Here is a 19,897-nt window from a genome sequence, read left to right on the forward strand (position 1 = left end):
GAATGACAATGGTGAGTTTTGGATCACAAGTTGATTTTTCTCTACCTCATATCAAAATTCGTGGCTTAAATAAGTTTTACCAATCGCAGGGTCAAAAACTGCATGCTTTAAAAGAGATTAACCTTGATATTCCTCAAGGTAAGATTTTAGGCATTATTGGTAAAAGTGGTGCAGGAAAATCTTCCCTACTCCGCACGTTAAATGGCTTAGAACAAGTAAATACAGGCAGCATTCATATTCATCAACAAAACATTGCTGAATTGAGTCATGCTGAACTCATTCAAACCCGTCAACGAATTGGAATGATTTTTCAACATTTCAATTTGATGTCTGCAAAAACGGTCTGGGAAAATGTGGCATTGCCCTTAAAAGTTTCCAATTACAACAAAGCAGATATCGATGAGCGTGTAAATGAAGTTCTGGCACTCGTAGGTCTTGCAGATAAGTCTGGTCATTATCCATCACAACTTTCGGGCGGACAAAAGCAACGTGTCGGTATCGCACGTGCACTTGTCCATCATCCTGAAATTTTACTGTGTGATGAAGCCACCTCAGCACTTGACCCAGAAAGTACCGCTACTATTTTGGCTTTACTTAAAAAGATTAATCAGGAACTTGGTCTAACGATTGTACTCATCACACACGAAATGCAGGTCATTCGAGAAATTTGTGATCAAGTTGTGGTGATTGACCAAGGTGAAATTGTAGAGGCTGGGCAAGTCTGGTCTGTATTTTCACGACCAGAGCAACAAATTACTCAAGAATTGTTAAACCTTGAGCAGATCACTCTGCCTTTTGAAATCAGTCCTCTACCCGATGAAGATTCAACTCATATTATTGTAAAACTGAAATATGAAGCTGAAGCGCATCAAGTACCCGATATACAAGAGCTACTTGCCAGATTTAAAGCACCCGTCAATTTATATCAAAGTCAGGTCGATACCATTCAAGGGCACATTATTGGTTCTCTTTTAGTCGGTATTCCTAACGTAGAAATTGATCTTTCATCTATACGACAAGACGCATCAACTGCAATTGCACAATTTGAGGTACTTGGCTATGCACGACCAGCTCATTGATTTATTAATTACTGGAACTGTAGATACCTTGCTCATGGTAGGTGCATCTGCATTTATTGCTTTTTTAATTGGCTTACCTATTGCTGTTGTTTTAGTCAGTACTTCTGAGCACGGCATTCACCCCTCTCAAAAGATTAATCAGGCTTTGGGTTGGGTCATTAACATTACTCGTTCTGTGCCCTTTCTAATTTTAATGGTCGCTCTGATTCCACTTACTCGCTGGATTGTGGGTACAAGTTATGGCGTTTGGGCAGCTGTTGTTCCCTTAACTATTGCGGCGATTCCCTTCTTTGCCCGTATTGCAGAAGTCAGCTTACGTGAAGTCGATCAAGGCTTAATTGAAGCAGCACAAGCCATGGGTTGTAACCGTAAACAAATTATTTGGCATGTACTTTTACCCGAGGCTTTACCGGGTATTGTGGCAGGCTTTACCGTGACTATTGTGACTATGATTAACTCATCAGCAATTGCAGGTGCTATTGGTGCAGGTGGCTTAGGAGACATCGCATATCGTTATGGTTATCAACGTTTTGATATGCAAATTATGTTAGCTGTAATTTTAGTGCTCATTATTTTAGTCATGCTGGTACAAGCGAGTGGTGATGCATTAGCCCAGCAACTTGATAAACGTAAAGTTTAAAAGCAATACAACCCCGCTCTAGCCATGACTTTGTCATGGCTTTCATGTAAAATCAGCGACAATTTTTAATTTACACATTTGTGAGTGGTTTTCATGGGTTTTAATTGCGGTATTGTTGGTCTGCCAAACGTAGGGAAATCTACCCTTTTCAATGCATTAACGAAAGCAGCGATTGCAGCGGAAAACTTCCCTTTCTGTACCATTGAACCAAACACAGGTATTGTTCCTGTACCAGATCCACGTTTAGACAAACTTGCTGCGATTGTTAAACCACAGCGTATTTTGCCAACTACAATGGAATTTGTGGACATTGCAGGTCTTGTTGCTGGTGCATCAAAAGGTGAAGGCTTGGGTAACCAGTTCCTTGCTAACATCCGTGAAACTGATGCGATTGCTCATGTTGTACGTTGTTTCGAAGACGAAAATGTAATTCACGTAAATGGTAAAATTGATCCATTAGACGACATCGCAACCATCAATACTGAACTTGCGCTTGCCGATCTTGAAACTGTTGCTAAAGCAATTTTACGTTTAACTAAAGTTGCTAAAGGCGGTGACAAAGAAGCTGTAGCAACTAAAGCAGTTTTAGAAAAAATCCAACCTTTACTTGATGAAGGTAAACCAGCTCGCGCAGCTGATTTGTCTGATGACGAACGTAAATTAGTTCGTGGTTTTGGTTTAATGACTTTAAAACCAACCATGTATATTGCAAACGTTGCAGAAGATGGTTTTGAAAACAACCCACACTTAGACGCAGTTAAAAAACTTGCGGCTGAAGAAAACGCTATCGTTGTTCCTCTTTGCAACCAGATTGAAGCTGAAATTTCATTATTAGAAGATGAAGATCGTGCTGAATTCTTAGAAGCAATGGGTATGGAAGAACCAGGCTTAAACGTGGTTATTCGTGCTGGTTATGCGCTTTTAGGTTTACAAACTTATTTCACTGCTGGTGTACAAGAAGTACGTGCTTGGACAGTAAAAGTTGGTGCAACCGCTCCTCAAGCAGCTGGTGTGATTCATACCGACTTCGAAAAAGGCTTTATCCGTGCTGAAGTTGTTGCATACGATGACTTTGTACAATACAACGGTGAGAACGGCGCTAAAGAAGCTGGTAAATGGCGTTTAGAAGGTAAAACTTACGTTGTTCAAGACGGCGATGTAATGCACTTCCGTTTTAACGTATAAGTTAAAGCTAAAAAAAGCCCCAACATATTGGGGCTTTTTTATTATGAATGACTTAAATCCATCGTCTCTCGTTTACTACGAGCTTCATGTAAAATACGCGCATGCAAAGGCTTTCTAAAACCCAGCATAAATATAAATTCTGCCAATACAAATAACGGTCCTATCGCAAGTCCAATCACATCATCAACAAAGGCAGGTTTTTTCTTTTCGAAATAATGTCCAACAAACTGAAATACCCAACCCACTACAAAGAAACCAATACTTGCCGCTAACCATTGTCCTAAAGAAAGCTCGGCAATTTGGCTTGCCAATGGATACACAGCGACTAAAATAATCAGCATGAGTAAACCAAATACTTTATCTAAAATGAAGTAATAGATCGTACTAACTGCAATCAACATTACAGCTAAAGTCAGTTTAAAACTGCCAATATCCACTCCAGCTCTCGCAGTTAAACATAAAATTGAAAATACAATAAGTGGAATACCAACAAAATGCGTCAAAATATTTTGATGGTTTAAATGATAAGCCGCATATTTGCTAAGCTGTTGCTCCAGATTTGTCATGAGTGATTCCCTATTCATCTATATATAGTCATACTGTACAAATAAGGAAAACTTAAAGTTGTCAGCTATTTGACAAAGTAATGATTTTTTCATGGATGGGCTGATATTGGATCTTATTTATATTAATCGACTAAGAGAAAATACATGGTTTAGTTTGCTTCCAGAAGCATTCCAAAATTTTATTTTAGAACATGGTAAGCAAATTACTTTTGAAAAAAATAGTTATGTGTTCCGCGCTCAAGATATCTTTGATGGCATTTATACTGTGCTTGAAGGCTCAATTAGCTTGGGTTATGTCGATGTAAATGGTAATGAAGCTCTTTCTGCAATTGCTGAGCCAATTATGTGGTTTGGAGAAATATCTCTGATTGACCATGAACCGCGTTCACATGATGCCATTGCCTTGAAAAAAAGTACGGTTTTACAGATTCCTGCGAAACCATTAAATCAATTACTCAAAGATAATCCATATTATTGGTACTACTTTGCTCGTTTAACCAGTCAAAAACTCAGATATGTTTTTTTAGAACAGATTGCTATACAAACACGCAGTATTTCTCAAAGACTTGCTCAACGTCTTTTGTTTATTTTGGAAGGTTATGGTAATCACATTATTATACAAGAAAGACAAATTCATATTTCTCAAGAACAATTAGCAAATATGCTCACTACCTCAAGACAGACTGTTAATCATGAGTTAAACTTATTGGAAAAGCAGAATATTATTAAAATTGCGTTCAGAAAAATTGAAATTTTAGACATAGAAAAGTTAAATTTAATCGCAAAATCTACTAGTTAAATAGATTAAAAAAATCTATATAATAAAAACTTAAAATTAAATTAAAAAATTAGATAACACTGCAAAATAAAACATTGTTCAAACTCTATTTCACAAAATAAATATTCCAAAACAGAATTTTTCATCTTACACTCGAACTGAGCAATAATACTCAACAAGGCGCTGATTAACATGAAAAAATTATCAACAATTCTTACAGCTGGCGTATTGGCAATGTTAAGTGTTTCGGCATTTGCATGTCCAAAAGGAACTCAACTCCAAGGAGGAACTGGACCACATCATAAAGGCGGTAAATGTGTTGCTATGAGCGGCAAAACGACTGCTAAAAAAGAAGCTAAGAAAGATATGAATGAGAAGAAACATGCTGCTATGACTAGCGCGACTAACGCTAAACAAGAAGCAAATCAAGCTACTCATCAAATGAAACAAGATGCTGTAAAAACTGCAAACACTGCTAAGAAACCATAATTAATATTAATTTATGTGTTTAAAAAGCGAGATTCTAAATCTCGCTTTTTTTATTATTACCATTATTTCGGAGATGTATTTCCTAAATTTGGGTTATCAATTGCTTCCTTACACTGCTGTTTATCACGTTCGTAGTCTGTTTGTTTTTGAGCAACTGTTTTTTCATTTTCCAGTGTTTCTCGTGCCCATACATCTAGACTAGTTAAGGCTTTTCGGCAAAGTGCATATTTTCCTTCAGTTACCGAATCTGTCATTTTTACATTAATACGCCAGTCCGTACTCAGCTGACGTAGTGGTTTGCGAACATTATCATTTATCTGATTAAGCTGTTTCCCATAAACTAAAGGGTCAACAGAGTTAATTAATGTCCATGCCTTTTTCGCATAGACTGTTGCATCATTGGTTAATTTCGGCGCTGGTTTAATTTCAACTTTTTTATCTGGGTTATGTCCATTATCACAACCCTGCAATATAAATGCGCTTGCACTCAGGATGGCGATATAAACTAAATGAGTCTTTGATTTGAACATATCAAACTGCCGAATTAAACATTTCGGCACTATGCTATTAAATTCGGCTACAATACTCAATCTTTCAAGTTTTTATAATTGTTTTACAGCCAAGGTGTATCGTGTCAAATCAACAACAGATGGCTGCTCAAAAAGCAACTTTTTTGCAAGGTGCCAAAGATAGCCAAGCCATCGTACTCACCTATTTACCTGTTTCTTTTGCCTTTGGCGTTTCTGCATCTCAATTTGGTTTCAGTCCTTGGGAAGCATTTTTTCTTTCTTGTTCAATGTATGCTGGTGCAAGCCAATTTCTTGTGGTTGCACTTTTGGCTAGTGGTTCATCTATTTGGTTAACAGCGCTAACAGTCATTGCACTAGATATTCGCCATGTACTCTATGGTCCAGCACTGTATAACTTAATTCCCAACAAATTAAATCTAAAAAAGACGGCTGTTTGGGCTTGGGGACTTACAGATGAAGTTTTTGCCAGTGGAATGATTCAACTTTCGCAACGTAAACAGCAGTGGTCTGAATCTTGGATGTTAGGCTTAAGTCTATTCAGCTGGATGTCTTGGGCAACTGGTTCATTGTTAGGTGGTTTATTTGCAGATCAAGTCGCACATCTTCCAAAATTTTTACAAGCAGCTTTAGACTTTTTACTACCCGCTTTATTTTTAAGCTTTTTGCTGGCAGCCTTTGAGCGCAAACATACTTTAGTCGTTGCAGTATCTTTGGTCGTTTCAGCCTTGGCATGTTATTGGATTAACTTATCAGCAGCTATTTTTATTGGTATTTTTTCAGGCATTTTAGCTGGTTTGTTTAAACACTATGTGCTGAAACAGCATGAAGAGGTTGAAGCCTAATATGAACTTAGAAATTATATTGGTCGGTATTATTGTCGGTATTGCTAATTTTGCTTCACGTTTTGGCCCGTTCTTCGTTATACAAAAACTACAAGGTACTCATCAGAAACGTGGCTCTGTCTGGATAAAAATTGCTTTAGGGAGTATTGGTATCTCTGCCATTAGCGCGATGCTTGTAGTTGCAACTCTGCCCCCTTTACTTGAAACTCCCAACAAGAGCTTCGCAATGTTTATGGGTTTTATAGTTTTAGCAGCTCTTTATTTTAAATTTAAGAAAATTGTTCCAGCGACTTTAACTGCTGCACTCGTTTATGGTTTGATCTACACATATTTACCTTTATAAATAGATAAACTGATCATCCTTATATAATATATAAAGGCTAGAAGTGATTAATAGTAATAGCTTCTAGCATGAAAACTCATTTTTTAAATTTATTAAAAGATAACACCATCTAGCGATTAGAGATAAAAATGTCACAAGTTAAAATTTATGCAAATGAACAAACCATCATGCAGTATCGAGAATTGCTTTCTCATGCTATTCATCAGGCTCTTATTGAAGAGTTGAAATATCCTGTCGAGAAAAGATTTCAACGCTTTATGAGTCTAAAACCAGAAAACTTTATCTATCCTTCAGATCGAAGCCAACACTACATCATTATTGAACTTTCAATGTTTGCTGGCAGAAGTACTGAAGCGAAGAAAAGACTCATTCAAACTTTATTTCGTAATATTGAACAGTATTGCAAAATTGCCCCACAAGATATTGAAATCACTATTTTTGAAACACCTAAAGAGAATTGGGGCATCCGTGGTCAAAATGCAGATGAAATGCATCTAAACTATCAGGTTAACGTTTAAAAATTATCTGCATCATTGTCTGACAAAATTCATTTTTTTATGTGTGATAAGGCTTAACTCCACCATAAGTTCTGCTATGCTTAAAAAAATAATTTTGTCAGGATGATTCGCATGAGCGTGACACTCGGTACCCCACTTCAATCTTCTGCATTTAAAGTTTTATTGTTAGGTTCAGGAGAGCTTGGTAAAGAAGTTGTAATTTCCTTACAACGCCTTGGTGTTGAAGTACATGCAGCCGACCGTTATGATCACGCACCAGCTATGCAAGTTGCACATTTTTCTTATGTGTTAAACATGGCTGATCCAACTCAATTAAAACAACTCATTGAAAAAGTTAAACCGAATTTAATTGTTCCAGAAATTGAAGCAATTGCAACCGAGGTTTTGCTTGCAATTGAAGCAAATCAAACCGCTACTGTCATTCCTTCTGCTAAAGCAGTAAATCTGACCATGAACCGTGAAGGTATTCGCCGTCTTGCGGCTGAAGAGCTTGGTTTGCCTACTTCCGCTTATCGCTTTGCTGACTCTTTAGAAAGCTTCCGTGCTGCTTGTGATGACATTGGTTATCCTAATTTTGTAAAACCAGTCATGTCTTCTTCTGGCAAAGGCCAGTCTCGTGTAAAAAGTTTTGATGAAGTTGATGCGGCTTGGGAATATGCGATGCAAGGTGGCCGTGTTAACCAAGGCACAGTCATTATTGAATCTCAAATTGATTTTGATTTTGAAATTACGTTACTCACGGTGCGTGCTAAAAACCCTGAAACTGGTGAAATTGAAACTCACTACTGTGACCCGATTGGTCACCGTCAAGATGCAGGTGATTATGTAGAAAGCTGGCAGCCTCAACCCATGACTCCTGCAGCCCTTGAAGAAGCAAAACGTATTGCAAATAAAGTGACAACAGCACTTGGTGGCTGTGGTATTTTTGGTGTAGAACTATTTATTAAAGGTGACAAAGTTTGGTTCAGTGAAGTCTCACCTCGCCCACACGATACTGGTCTTGTGACTTTAGCATCTCAGTATCAAAGTGAATTTGAATTACATGCACGTGCAATCTTAGGTTTACCTGTAAACACAGCACGCCACAGTGTTGCTGCAAGTGCCGTAATTTATGCTGGAGTAGATGCCAACAATTTAAGTTATAGCAATCTGAATGTAGCTTTAGCTCATCCAGACACAGACTTACGTTTGTTTGGTAAACCAGAAGGCTTCAAACGACGTCGCATGGGTGTTGCAACTGCTCGTGCTGAAAATACTGATCTTGCCCGTACTTTAGCGAAAGAAACCGCTGATCAAGTAATCGTTCAAACAAACTCTTAATTTTTATTTATTGGTAGACCCATTTTCATGATCAATACATCGCCACTGTTGAACTACGTCTCAAGTCATCATGATATTAAAGCCATTAATCAATGGCGAACGGATGTAGAAAAGCAGTTGCAGGATTCATATGAAAATGGGCAATCTATTCGCGACATCATTAAAGCACGTTCAGATTTAGTTGATGAAGCGCTGATCTTTTTATGGAAACATGCTGAACTGGATCAGACAGGTCTAGGCCTTTTCGCTGTAGGTGGTTATGGACGCCGTGAAATGTTGCCCTATTCTGACGTCGATATCATGATTTTGTCAGAACATGAAATTACTGAAGAAAATGAAAAGCGAATTTCTACCTTTATTTCTTCATTATGGGATGTCGGAAACTTTAAACCTGGTATTAGTGTTCGAACTATTCAAAGCTGTGTTGAGCAGGCCGCTACTGATTTAACAGTTGCAACCACACTCATTGAAGCCCGTTTAATTACCGGTAATACTCAGCTTGCAAAATGGCCTCGTCGTATTGTCTCTCAGACTTGGACAGATAAAACCTTTTATGACGCGAAAATGGCAGAACAAGCCAAACGCTACCATCAACATAACAACACAGAAAGTAACTTAGAGCCTGATATAAAAAATGCTCCGGGTGGTATTCGTGATATTAATCAGATCGGTTGGATTGCTAAACGTCATTTCCGCGTAAACCGTATCTATGATTTAGTACATTTAGGATTCATTTCAGAATTTGAATTAGCCGTTCTAGAAGAAGCTGAAAGTTTCCTTTGGGAAATTCGTCACCATTTGCACCGCTTAGCCAAACGTGATGAAAACCGTCTACTCTTTGACCACCAAAGGGAAATTGCAGCAAAGTTTGGATATGTGCGTCAAGAAGGCCAACCTGTCAATTATGGTGTTGAGCAGTTCATGAAGCGCTACTACCGTACTGCACAACAGGTTTCGACACTCAATGAAATGTTACTCGCGTATTTTAGTGAGTCTGTCATCACACCTCGACTCCCCAACTACGAACGCAAAATTGAAGTGATTAATGATCATTTTAAAATTGTCGATAACAAACTTGCCGTACAACATCATAAAATATTTGCAGAACATCCAAGCGCTATTTTAGAGTTGTTCTATATTTTAGCGAATCGACCAGATATCGAAGGTATTCGTGCTCGTACTTTGCGTTTACTGATTCTTGCAGCGAAAAGAATTAACCAAAGTTACCGTAATAACCCAGAAAACCAAGCGCTGTTTATGTCAATTATTCGCTCACCGTATCGCCTATACGATACATTGGTTGCGATGAAGCGTTATGGTGTTTTAGGAAACTATATTCCCGCTTTTGGGCAAATTATGGGGCTTATGCAATATGACCTGTTCCATATCTATACAGTCGATGCCCACACATTATTATTACTACGTAACTTAAACCGATTTAGAGAACCTGAATTCGCTAAAGAGTTCCCTGTGGTCAGTTCAGTTTTTCAGCGTCTTGCTCGCCAAGATATCGTCTTTATAGCGGCATTATTCCATGACATCGCCAAAGGTCGTGGTGGTGACCATAGTGAACTTGGTGCCGAAGATGCGATTGAGTTTGGCCGTGCACACGGATTTACAGAGCGTGAATGTAAATTAATCGCATGGCTTATTCAAAACCATTTACTTATGTCTTTGACAGCGCAGAAAAAAGATATTTCTGATCCTGATGTCGTAAAAGATTTTGCAGAAAAACTTGGCGATATGGAACATCTCGATTATCTGTACACTTTAACGGTGGCGGATATTAATGCGACAAATCCAAAACTTTGGAACACATGGCGCGCATCCCTCATGCGTCAACTTTATACGCATGCTCGTGATGTAATTCGTACTGGCTTAGGCCGCCCTGTTGACTACCAAATGCTGATTGAAGATACCAAATTTGCAGCAAGTGAATTACTGGTAAATAATTTCGCATTGGCAGATGTCGAAAAGGTATGGCAAGAACTTGGTGATGAATACTTCATTAAAGAATCTGCCGATGAAATTGCATGGCATACACAAGCAATTTTAAAACATGGTGATAATCCTGAACCATTAGTACTTTTACGTGCTCATCGTAAAGCTGCCCAAGATGCCGTTCAAATCTTTATTTATACACGTGATCAGCCAAACCTGTTTGCGACTACAGTTGCAGTGTTAGATCGCATGAATTTAGACGTTCAAGATGCAAAAATTATCACAGCAATTACTGCATTTAGTTTAGATACCTATGTTGTACTTGATCGTTTTGGTACATTGCTGACTGATCCTGAACGTGAAGAAACCGTTAAAACTGCATTGGTGAAGGCACTGAGCCAACCGGATCAATATCCGGGACTCATGCAACGCCGTATCCCGCGCCAATTGCGTCACTTTGATATTGAAAATACAGTCGACGTAACATTAAATGAAGCTTTACAGCAGAACATGGTCGAAATTTCAACACTTGACCATCCTGGCCTACTTGCACGTGTAGGTGGTTTATTTATGATGCAAGGTTTAGACATCCATTCAGCTCGAATTGCAACTTTAGGTGAACGTGCAGAAGATATTTTCTTTGTCACCAAAAAAGATGGAAAACCGCTAAATCATGAAGAGGTCAAACTCTTCTCGGAAAAACTGAAAGCTGCATTAGATGAAGCATCTAATCAAATTTGTCAGCACTGAAACTCAACTACTTGGTAACTGTTTAATGAACTCTAGCTTGTCGTTATTACATCCGTATCCGTTTGAAAAGTTAAACCAGCTTTTTAAGGATACTACTCCTGCTAATCTCCCATTGATTCCTCTATCAATTGGTGAACCTAAGCACCCAGCACCAGAGTTTGTTAAACAGGCTATTATTGATAACTTCAACCATCTATCAACTTATCCAAACAGCAAAGGCTTACCTGAACTTCGTCAAAGCATTGCAAACTGGTTGACTCAGCGTTTTAAACTTAACAGCATTAGTGCTGAAAACCACATTTTACCAGTGTCTGGTACACGTGAAGGGATTTTCTCTTTTGTTCAAGCTTTGATTAATCGTGAAGATGCACCATATGTGGTAATGCCTAACCCGTTTTATCAAATTTATGAAGGTGCAGCGTTACTTGCAGGTGCAAAGCCATATTTCATTAATTGCACAGAAGAAAACGGTTACTTAGGCGATTTTGATGCTGTGCCAGCCGAAGTGTGGGAAAAGACAGCCCTTCTTTTTGTATGTACTCCGGGTAATCCAACAGGTACAGTGCTTTCTAAAGAGCAATTTAAAAAGCTGATTGCTTTATCGGATCAATATAATTTTGTGATTGCTTCTGATGAATGCTACTCAGAACTTTGGTTCGACCAAGCGCCTACAGGTTTATTAGAAGTTTGTGCTGAACTGGGACGAGATGACTACAAAAACTGTATCGTATTCCACTCACTTTCAAAGCGTTCTAACTTACCCGGTCTACGTTCAGGTTTTGTAGCTGGTGATGCTGATTTATTAAAACCATATTTGCAATATCGTACCTATCACGGTGCGGCAATGCCAGTACAACACCAGCTTGCTTCAATTGCAGCATGGAATGATGAAGACCATGTTGAAGAAAACCGTAAACAGTATCGTGCAAAATTTGACTTATTCCAATCTGAGCTAGGTCATTTACTACCATTACAAAAACCAGATGCAGGTTTCTATTATTGGTTAAAAGTCGATAACGATGAAACTTTTGCCAAGATGTTAATGGAAAAAGCACACATTAAAGTTTTACCGGGTCGCTATTTATCTCGTGATACTGAGCAAGGCAACCCAGGAGTTAACCATGTACGCATGGCTTTAGTGGCAGATTTAGCACAATGTGAAGAAGTAGTTAAACGCTTAAAAGCGATTCTTTAAGTCTCTTCTTACCAGTTGTATAGTCTTTTAACGATTAAGACTATACAACTGGGCTATACACTATTTATATGTAATTAAGAGCACAGCAAAAATAATAAAAGCAATACTAGAACAATAGTATAAACCTGTCGCAGAACGCTTGATTTTGTCTAAAACCCGCCCCTGAGCAAGCAATCCAACCAGCAAAATATTCCAAGCAAGAACAACACCAACCATCCATGTACTCATGAGCAGTTTTTGAATTAAGCTGAACTTATATTGAATAAGCAGCATCAAACTACTATAAAACATAATATTTTTTGGATTTAGAAGACTAGACTGCACACCTAACATTAAACTTTTAATTTTGTTCTGCTTAATATTGGCTTGATCAATTAAATTGTTTTCTTCAGTCGAGAATGATAAATCACTTGCTCTAGCAGCGTTAAAGCAAAGAAAACTCAAATATGCCAGATAAGCCGCACCAAGCCATTTAAAAAGTGTAAGGAGGCCACTACTCAAATCTCCAAGCAACATAAAACCAAACAAACACGCGGCTAAAATTAATGCATTCCCTAAAGTGATTCCTAAAATAACCCCATAAGTATAATGGCGTCCTTTTTGCAAAAGGCTCGTGAGAATAAGAAAGAAATCTGGTCCTGGTGATAACAGTGCTAAAAAATGAGTAAATGCAATAACTAAAAAAAAGTCCATAACAGCTTCATATATAAAACAGTATGGAAAATCTTAAAAATAGGAACTTATTATTTCTTGTAAATTATTGCGCGACTGCAAGTTGAAACTGTCGAGGAGTAACTCCTGTATGGGCTTTAAATGCTTTATGAAAATGACTTTGATCACTAAAGCCTAAATTAAGAGCCAGCTCTACGAGTGAAATCCCCTGTTTAAGCAATTCCCGAGCTTGGTTAATCTTTAAATTAATTTGAAATGCATGTGGAGTTAGACCGACATTTGCTTTAAATAGCCGAATGATTGCATAACGACTCAGGCCAACCTGCTGTGCAAGTTCTTCAAGGGAAATAAAACTCTCAGAAGAAGTAACGGCCTCAACTAAATCTAGAAAATCTTTATATAAGTACTGCGGTTTTTGTATTTCTTCTAAAATGAAATGCGGCAACAACAAGCCCATAAGACAATCAAGAAGTGATTGTTCCTTTTCAAGAATTAGCTTTTGTTCATCAAAAAGCACATCATTCATTTCAGTAAAAGCTTTATAGAAAGTTTCATCCCTTATGATAAGAGGCTTATGTTGAGGTAGATGCAAATCAAAGCCTTGCTGTTGAAATTCAGAATACAACTGACTTAACCACATTATATCTAGATGCAGCATTTGATAACTCCAAGCCTCATTTGGCTTAGGGTTACAAGAATGTTCAATATGGGCAGGTACAATAACCAAACTACCCGCTGAGATCTCTTGAGCAGTGCCAAAAGAACTTTGAAAAATGCTATTCCCCTCGTCTACCGCACCAATTGAAAATGTTGGATGGCTATGAGACTTATAACATGTCCGGCTACGACACGACTTTCGAGTTTCAACATAAGGCATTCGCCGATCTTGCCAAAACTCGAAAGTTTGAGGAATAGCATTCATTAAATTAATTAGCCTGCTAATGCTTTTTCAATATCAGCTTCTAAAGCTTCAGGTTTAGTCGTAGGTGCATAACGATTCAAAACTGAACCATCTTTACCAACCAGAAACTTGGTAAAGTTCCATTTAATCGTACTACTGCCTAAAATCCCTTTAGCTTCACGTGTTAAATATCTAAAAATTACATGCGCTTCAGGCCCTTTTACATCGACTTTCGCAAACATAGGGAACTTAACCCCATAGTTTCGCTGGCAGAAAGCCCCAATCTCTTTATTATTTCCTGGATCTTGCCCACCAAACTGGTTGCAGGGAAAACCTAAAACTTCTAAACCTTGATCTTTATATTTTTCATAAAGTTTTTCGAGACCAGCAAACTGTGGAGTAAAACCACATTTACTGGCGGTATTTACAATTAATAAAACTTTACCTTTGTAATCAGCAAATTGCTTAATATCACCTTCTAACAATTCAGCTTCAAACTGATAAATGTTACTCATGGATAAGTTTCCTCGTCATTTTTTTCTTGTGTTTTAAGTTGTAATGATGCTGAGTTCACACAATAGCGCAAACCTGTCGGCTGTGGTCCATCTTCAAAAACATGCCCAAGATGAGCTTCGCAATCATGACAAACAATTTCTGTTCTGACCATACCATGCGTTAAATCTTCATGTTCTTCAATTACTGTTCCATTCACTGGCCGAAAGAAACTTGGCCAACCGCAACCACTATCATATTTTGCATCTGACGAGAACAATTCAGCGCCACAGCAACGACAAACATAGGTACCATGTTGCTTAGTGTTCCAGTATTGCCCCGTAAAAGCTGGTTCAGTGCCCTTTTGTCGTGTTATCCGATATTCTTCTGGTGATAACTCTCTTTGCCATTCCCGGTCTGTTTTATTAACTTTTCCCATGACATGCACCTTTTATTCTGATGTAAACATAAATTGATAATCGTGTTTTATATTTACGCCATTCGTCGAAAAAACACTAGTCTCTGAACGTAAAATTTGTTGGAATTTAATCATCTAAGTAACAGTAAGCAAAAAGTAAGCAAATCACAAAAACAAAAGTAAGCAAAATTATGTTTTATTTCCTTCCAAGGAAGCAAAGATGGTGCTATTCTTGTTTGGCACGGTTGTATAGGACAAAACATGTCTCAGAAAAAAAGTGTGCTTTTCCAGCAACTATTACCAGTTATCAAACAGTATCAGCAATCGGGTTTTACCCACGAAAGAATTGTTGAATTACTAAAAGATCAACATGATCTAAATTTGGTAACAGTTAAAACATTTAAAAGTTATTTATACCGATATGCAAAAGTGAATCCAGCTATGTCTAAAAATACTGCTACTCTCCAATCCATGCCAACATCTCGGGAAATTAAGAAATCATCGAAGCTTGAGCATGTTTGCTATGACATTCGCGGACCTGTATTACGAGCCGCCAATGAAATGGAAGAGCAAGGACATAAAATCATTAAGCTAAATATCGGCAACCCTGCTCCATTTGGTTTTGAAGCACCACAAGAAATTATTAATGACGTTGCTTTAAACCTACCAAATGCAATTGGCTATGTTGATTCGAAAGGTATCTTTCCAGCACGTAAAGCGATCTGTCAGTACTACCAACAAAAAGGTATCCTAAATATGCACGTAAATGACGTGTATATTGGTAACGGCGTATCTGAACTTATTGTAATGGCGATGCAAGGCTTACTTGATGATGGCGATGAAATGCTCATTCCAATGCCAGATTATCCGCTTTGGACAGCAGCCGTTAATCTTTCGGGTGGTACTGCCATTCACTATAAATGCGATGAAGAAAATAGCTGGTATCCAGATATTGCTGACATTGAAAGTAAAATTACTTCAAATACACGTGGTATTGTGATTATTAACCCAAATAATCCAACTGGTTCAGTATATCCGCGCCACGTGCTTGAACAAATTGTGGCGCTTGCCAAGAAATACGATCTCATTTTATTTGCTGATGAAATTTACGACAAAATTGTTTATGACGGAATTGAGCACGTTTCAGTTGCCTCTTTAGCTGGCGATCAGCTATGTATTTCATTCAATGGTTTATCAAAAGCTTATCGTATTGCGGGTTTCCGTTCAGGATGGATGGCAATTACAGGCGATAAAAGCCGTGCAGCAGACTATATTGAAGGCTTAGATATGTTGGCGTCTATGCGTCTATGCGCAAACGTACAAGCTCAGTATGCAATCCAAACTGCGCTTGGTGGTTATCAGTCTATTAATGACTTAATCCGTCCGGGTGGGCGCCTATACGAACAGCGCAATATCGCTTGGGAAATGTTAAATGAAATCCCAGGTGTAAGCTGTGTTAAACCAGAAGGTGCAATGTATTGCTTCCCACGACTTGATCCTAATATTTACCCAATCGAAGACGATGAAAAGTTAATGTTAGATTTACTTCGTGCCGAAAAAGTACTTTTAGTGCAAGGAACAGGCTTTAACTGGCCAACTCCAGACCATTTCCGTGTTGTTTTCTTACCAGCAGAAAATGAATTACGTGAAGCAATTGGTCGTTTAGGTCGTTTCTTAGCCAATCGCCGTTAAAAAAATGCATAATCAAAAAGGCATCTTAAATTAGATGCCTTTTTCTTTTTTATATGATCCATACATATATTTAAAAATACTTAAGACCCAATTTAAATATCATTAAAAACCGACACAATATTTTGATTTTCATTAATTTTTAATAAATTTAATTTATATTAGTTTCCAATTAAAAATAAACTCATATTTTTTACCATTCGATTAAATTATTATAATTTTCCTCATTTTCCATTTTAGCTGTTATGCAAAAAATGCATGAGTTGATATTTTTTTGCATTTCACACTGCTTCAAAATAGAGCAACAATCCCTTTCCATAACATCATCATATTCGATTCGGTTAACACTGATGCAGATTTAGGAAGATGAAATCAGTCAAAGGATCGAACTGAACTTACAAGGAAAGCTTTTCAATCATCTCTAGCCCATCTAAAAGATGATTGAACCCAAAGGATAGAGGTTCATATGAAGCAAAAGAAATTGCTCAAGTATATTGTGGTTGCCATTTTATTCGGAGTATTGACGGGTTGGATCTGTCACCACTTCTTTAATGAAGGTGATCAACTGAAGCAAATCGCTTCTTATTTTAATATCATCACAGATATATTTTTACGTCTTATCAAAATGATTATTGCTCCATTGGTATTTGCCACAATTGTTTCTGGCATTGTTTCAATGGGTAAATCGACTTCAATTGGTAGCATTACACTCAAGTCAATGACTTGGTTCATTACTGCTTCCTTTGTCTCACTAGCCATCGGTATGGGCTTAGCCAATTTTTTCCAACCTGGCGCAGCACTAAATTTAGTATTACCGACAGCTCAAGAACTCAGTAGCGCCACTCTCCCAGCGACTACTGGCTTTACACTACAGTCATTTATAAGCCATGTATTCCCGCGCAGTATTGCTGAGGCGATGGCTAATAATGACATTTTACAAGTACTTGTTTTTGCGATTTTCTTTGGCTCAGCTTTAGCTTTTGTTAATCAAGGCAAAGAACAAGACTCGGTTATTATTCGCTTGACCGAAGAACTTAGCAAAATCATGTTCCGTATCACTGATTACGTCATGAAATTTGCACCTGTCGCAGTTTTTGCAGCAATTGCATCTGCAATTACTGTACAAGGCTTAGGCTTAATTGTTGACTACGGTATTTTAATTGCAGAGTTCTACTTCGGCCTTTTATTACTGTGGGTTATTTTATTCTCGGTAGGTGCAATCGTACTCAAAAAGGATATCTTCCGTTTAGGCAAATTAATTCGTGAACCTGTAACCCTTGCTTTTGCTACAGCTTCGAGCGAATCAGCTTATCCAAAAGTTATGGATGCCCTCAATAAATTTGGTGTACCAAAGAAAGTGACAAGCTTCGTTTTACCTTTGGGTTATTCATTTAACCTAGATGGTTCAATGATGTACACCACCTTTGCAGTACTCTTTATTGCACAGGCCTACCATATTGACCTTAGCTTTACTCAACAAATCTTGATTTTGTTGACTCTTATGGTGACAAGTAAAGGTATTGCTGGTGTTTCAAGAGCTTCTATTGTCGTAATTTCTGCAACACTAACCATGTTCCATTTACCTGAAGCCGGCATTTTATTACTGCTCGGAATTGACCAATTCCTTGATATGGGCCGTACTGCAACAAATGTAGTCGGTAATAGTATTGCAACAGCTGTAGTGGCTAAACTTGAAGGTGAAAAAGTAGCTGATACTGAAGAATTACCAGAGACAGTATTAATTAAATCGACTCAAGAACAAACGACTGCTTAAGTCTATATTTTCTCCCACTCTCCCAATTTCAGAGCAATTTTATATGACCTTATAAAATTGCTCTTTTTTTTGCTCTAAAATTTAACAGTAGAAACTTACGAGTATTTTCATATTAAATAAAGGTAGAAACATTAGATTCCAATCACTATTAAATTTATTAAGAACAAACCTTAAAAATAGAATATAAACCAATCAATCAAATTTTATTTTTTAAAAAACACAGATCAAATGCTTATTTTTTAATACACTTTTAAATTCATTATTTTCATTAAACAACTGAATTTATTATTGAGTTTGCCTATATGGTTTTCAACACCATTAAAATAATTAAATTTATCAATAAAAAACAACAACATAAAATTATTATTTGTTAAACAAGTCTTTGAATTATTCTATTATTTTTTATTTTTATATCATCAAAAATTTCATTTGTATTCTTTATACAAAAATTAAAAAAATAGAGATAAATTAGAAAAACTTAATAGATTTTTTATTTTTTTCATGATATTTATTAGCACTGAATAAAAGCAATGACTAAATGATTGTTGTCGAAACAAAATGATATTCAGGGATGCTTTTTATTCAGACAAGTTACGAATATGTTTTATATGGTATGTATTTTGCTTAGGACAAGCAGGCGTATTCGGCAAACTTCTACTTCGTCACTTCATAAGGATATTTTCGATGTTGACTAAAACTGTTAAATCTTTCGGTTTAGCTATGGGCTTATTGGCCTGCTCTCTCCCACTTTACGCAAAAAACAATGTTGTTGTCGTTGCTACTGGCGGTACAATCGCTGGTGCTGGTGCAAGCTCAGCAAATAGTGCAACTTACACAGCAGCAAAAGTTCCAGTTGATGCTCTAATCAATGCAGTTCCACAAATCAAAGATTTGGCAAATGTAAGTGGTATTCAAGCATTACAGATCGCTTCTGAAAGTATTACTGACAAGGAATTATTACAAATTGCTCGTCAAGTAAATGAACTTGTTAAAAAGCCATCTGTGAATGGTGTCGTAATCACTCACGGTACAGATACTTTAGAAGAAACAGCATTTTTCTTAAATCTTGTTGTTCATACTGACAAACCAATCGTTGTTGTTGGTTCAATGCGTCCTTCAACTGCACTTTCAGCAGATGGACCACTTAACCTTTATAGCGCAGTTGCTTTAGCAGCTTCTGACGAAGCAAAAAATAAAGGCGTTATGGTTCTTATGAACGATTCTATTTTTGCTGCACGCGATGTAACTAAAGGCATTAACATTCATACAAATGCTTTTGTTAGCCAATGGGGCGCTTTAGGTACATTAGTTGAAGGTAAACCATACTGGTTCAGACAGTCTGTTAAACGTTTTACAAATGCTTCAGAATTTAATATTGAAAATATTAAAGGTGATGCACTTCCAATGGTACAAATCGTTTACGGTTCAGACTCTATGCTTCCTGATGCTTATGAAGCATATGCAAAAGCTGGCGCTAAAGCGATTATCCATGCGGGTACAGGTAACGGTTCTGTTGCGAACTATATCGTTCCAACTTTACAAAAACTTCATGATAAAGACGGTATTCAAATTATCCGTTCATCACGTGTACCACAAGGTTTCGTATTACGTAATGCTGAACAACCTGACGATAAATATGGTTGGGTAGCTGCTCATGACTTAAACCCACAAAAAGCACGTCTTCTTGCAGCTTTAGCTCTTACTAAGACGAATGATGCTAAAGAAATTCAACGTATGTTCTGGCAGTACTAAGTTTTTCAACCAGTCCAAATCCG

Annotated in this window: 20 protein-coding genes; 14 read left to right on the plus strand and 6 right to left on the minus strand. The window is 37.4% G+C overall.

The window, feature by feature from the left end:
• Positions 1-2 precede the first annotated feature (2 nt).
• The 3 genes from AC056_RS15035 to ychF all read left to right on the plus strand — a co-directional run bounded on the left by AC056_RS15035 (position 3) and on the right by ychF (position 2,904).
• The gene (locus tag AC056_RS15035; protein WP_077164059.1) at positions 3-1,079 is read left to right on the plus strand and encodes a methionine ABC transporter ATP-binding protein; all 1,077 of its coding nucleotides are present in this window, start codon (positions 3-5) and stop codon (positions 1,077-1,079) included.
• Complete coding sequence (locus AC056_RS15040) at positions 1,060-1,719, plus strand: methionine ABC transporter permease (RefSeq protein WP_077164060.1); 660 nt, start codon at positions 1,060-1,062, stop codon at positions 1,717-1,719. Before AC056_RS15035 ends, AC056_RS15040 begins: the two co-directional genes overlap by 20 nt.
• Before the next feature lie 93 nt (positions 1,720-1,812).
• Complete coding sequence (gene ychF / locus AC056_RS15045; RefSeq protein WP_004642544.1) at positions 1,813-2,904, plus strand: redox-regulated ATPase YchF; 1,092 nt, start codon at positions 1,813-1,815, stop codon at positions 2,902-2,904.
• Between the two features lie 41 nt (positions 2,905-2,945).
• Here ychF and AC056_RS15050 read toward each other — a convergent pair whose 3' ends face one another.
• Positions 2,946-3,470: a DUF962 domain-containing protein gene (locus AC056_RS15050; RefSeq protein ID WP_077164061.1), complete on the minus strand. Its 525-nt coding sequence runs from the start codon at positions 3,468-3,470 to the stop codon at positions 2,946-2,948.
• 91 nt (positions 3,471-3,561) lie between these two features.
• Here AC056_RS15050 and AC056_RS15055 point away from each other — a divergent pair, with 91 nt between their 5' ends.
• The gene (locus AC056_RS15055) at positions 3,562-4,269 is read left to right on the plus strand and encodes a Crp/Fnr family transcriptional regulator (protein ID WP_077164062.1); all 708 of its coding nucleotides are present in this window, start codon (positions 3,562-3,564) and stop codon (positions 4,267-4,269) included.
• 171 nt (positions 4,270-4,440) lie between these two features.
• A complete protein-coding gene (locus AC056_RS15060) occupies positions 4,441-4,737 on the plus strand; it encodes a hypothetical protein (RefSeq protein WP_004702158.1) in 297 nt (98 codons plus the stop codon).
• 62 nt (positions 4,738-4,799) lie between these two features.
• Here the strand turns inward: AC056_RS15060 and AC056_RS15065 are convergent, their stop codons facing one another.
• Positions 4,800-5,267, minus strand: a complete 468-nt coding sequence (locus tag AC056_RS15065; protein WP_077164063.1) for a hypothetical protein — start codon at positions 5,265-5,267, stop codon at positions 4,800-4,802.
• A 119-nt stretch (positions 5,268-5,386) separates the two neighbouring features.
• Between AC056_RS15065 and AC056_RS15070 the strand changes: the two genes are divergently transcribed.
• From AC056_RS15070 to dapC, 6 genes are all read left to right on the plus strand, one after another.
• Entirely contained in the window at positions 5,387-6,109 is a 723-nt protein-coding gene (locus tag AC056_RS15070; protein ID WP_077164242.1) for an AzlC family ABC transporter permease, read from the plus strand.
• Between the two features lies 1 nt (position 6,110).
• Positions 6,111-6,452 (plus strand): L-valine transporter subunit YgaH, encoded by a 342-nt coding sequence (gene ygaH, locus AC056_RS15075; RefSeq protein ID WP_004702171.1) that lies wholly within the window; start codon positions 6,111-6,113, stop codon positions 6,450-6,452.
• Positions 6,453-6,580: 128 nt separating this feature from the next.
• Positions 6,581-6,970, plus strand: coding sequence for a tautomerase family protein (locus tag AC056_RS15080; RefSeq protein ID WP_077164064.1), 390 nt, complete (start codon positions 6,581-6,583; stop codon positions 6,968-6,970).
• A gap of 102 nt (positions 6,971-7,072) precedes the next feature.
• Complete coding sequence (purT, locus tag AC056_RS15085; RefSeq protein WP_077164065.1) at positions 7,073-8,290, plus strand: formate-dependent phosphoribosylglycinamide formyltransferase; 1,218 nt, start codon at positions 7,073-7,075, stop codon at positions 8,288-8,290.
• Positions 8,291-8,317: 27 nt separating this feature from the next.
• On the plus strand, positions 8,318-10,981 hold the full coding sequence (glnD, locus tag AC056_RS15090; RefSeq protein ID WP_004702176.1) for a [protein-PII] uridylyltransferase: 2,664 nt from the start codon (positions 8,318-8,320) through the stop codon (positions 10,979-10,981).
• A 25-nt stretch (positions 10,982-11,006) separates the two neighbouring features.
• The gene (gene dapC / locus AC056_RS15095; RefSeq protein ID WP_077164243.1) at positions 11,007-12,176 is read left to right on the plus strand and encodes a succinyldiaminopimelate transaminase; all 1,170 of its coding nucleotides are present in this window, start codon (positions 11,007-11,009) and stop codon (positions 12,174-12,176) included.
• A 60-nt stretch (positions 12,177-12,236) separates the two neighbouring features.
• Here the strand turns inward: dapC and AC056_RS15100 are convergent, their stop codons facing one another.
• From AC056_RS15100 to msrB, 4 genes are all read right to left on the minus strand, one after another.
• Positions 12,237-12,869 carry a LysE family translocator gene (locus AC056_RS15100; RefSeq protein WP_077164066.1) on the minus strand — a complete coding sequence of 211 codons (633 nt, stop codon included), beginning with the start codon at positions 12,867-12,869 and terminating at the stop codon, positions 12,237-12,239.
• Between the two features lie 64 nt (positions 12,870-12,933).
• Complete coding sequence (locus AC056_RS15105; RefSeq protein ID WP_100291060.1) at positions 12,934-13,779, minus strand: AraC family transcriptional regulator; 846 nt, start codon at positions 13,777-13,779, stop codon at positions 12,934-12,936.
• Positions 13,779-14,264 (minus strand): glutathione peroxidase, encoded by a 486-nt coding sequence (locus AC056_RS15110; RefSeq protein WP_004702185.1) that lies wholly within the window; start codon positions 14,262-14,264, stop codon positions 13,779-13,781. Before AC056_RS15110 ends, AC056_RS15105 begins: the two co-directional genes overlap by 1 nt.
• Complete coding sequence (msrB, locus tag AC056_RS15115; RefSeq protein ID WP_004702186.1) at positions 14,261-14,680, minus strand: peptide-methionine (R)-S-oxide reductase MsrB; 420 nt, start codon at positions 14,678-14,680, stop codon at positions 14,261-14,263. The genes AC056_RS15110 and msrB overlap by 4 nt, the downstream gene beginning before the upstream one ends.
• A 240-nt stretch (positions 14,681-14,920) precedes the next feature.
• Here msrB and AC056_RS15120 point away from each other — a divergent pair, with 240 nt between their 5' ends.
• The 3 genes from AC056_RS15120 (at position 14,921) to AC056_RS15130 (ending at position 19,874) form a co-directional block, all read left to right on the plus strand.
• Positions 14,921-16,351: a pyridoxal phosphate-dependent aminotransferase gene (locus tag AC056_RS15120; protein ID WP_004702188.1), complete on the plus strand. Its 1,431-nt coding sequence runs from the start codon at positions 14,921-14,923 to the stop codon at positions 16,349-16,351.
• A gap of 463 nt (positions 16,352-16,814) precedes the next feature.
• Positions 16,815-18,122 carry a dicarboxylate/amino acid:cation symporter gene (locus AC056_RS15125; RefSeq protein ID WP_077164068.1) on the plus strand — a complete coding sequence of 436 codons (1,308 nt, stop codon included), beginning with the start codon at positions 16,815-16,817 and terminating at the stop codon, positions 18,120-18,122.
• A 684-nt stretch (positions 18,123-18,806) separates the two neighbouring features.
• Positions 18,807-19,874: a type II asparaginase gene (locus AC056_RS15130; RefSeq protein ID WP_049065923.1), complete on the plus strand. Its 1,068-nt coding sequence runs from the start codon at positions 18,807-18,809 to the stop codon at positions 19,872-19,874.
• Positions 19,875-19,897 lie beyond the last annotated feature (23 nt).

It is taken from the genome of Acinetobacter genomosp. 33YU, from assembly GCF_001990725.1.
GTDB lineage: Bacteria > Pseudomonadota > Gammaproteobacteria > Pseudomonadales > Moraxellaceae > Acinetobacter > Acinetobacter seifertii.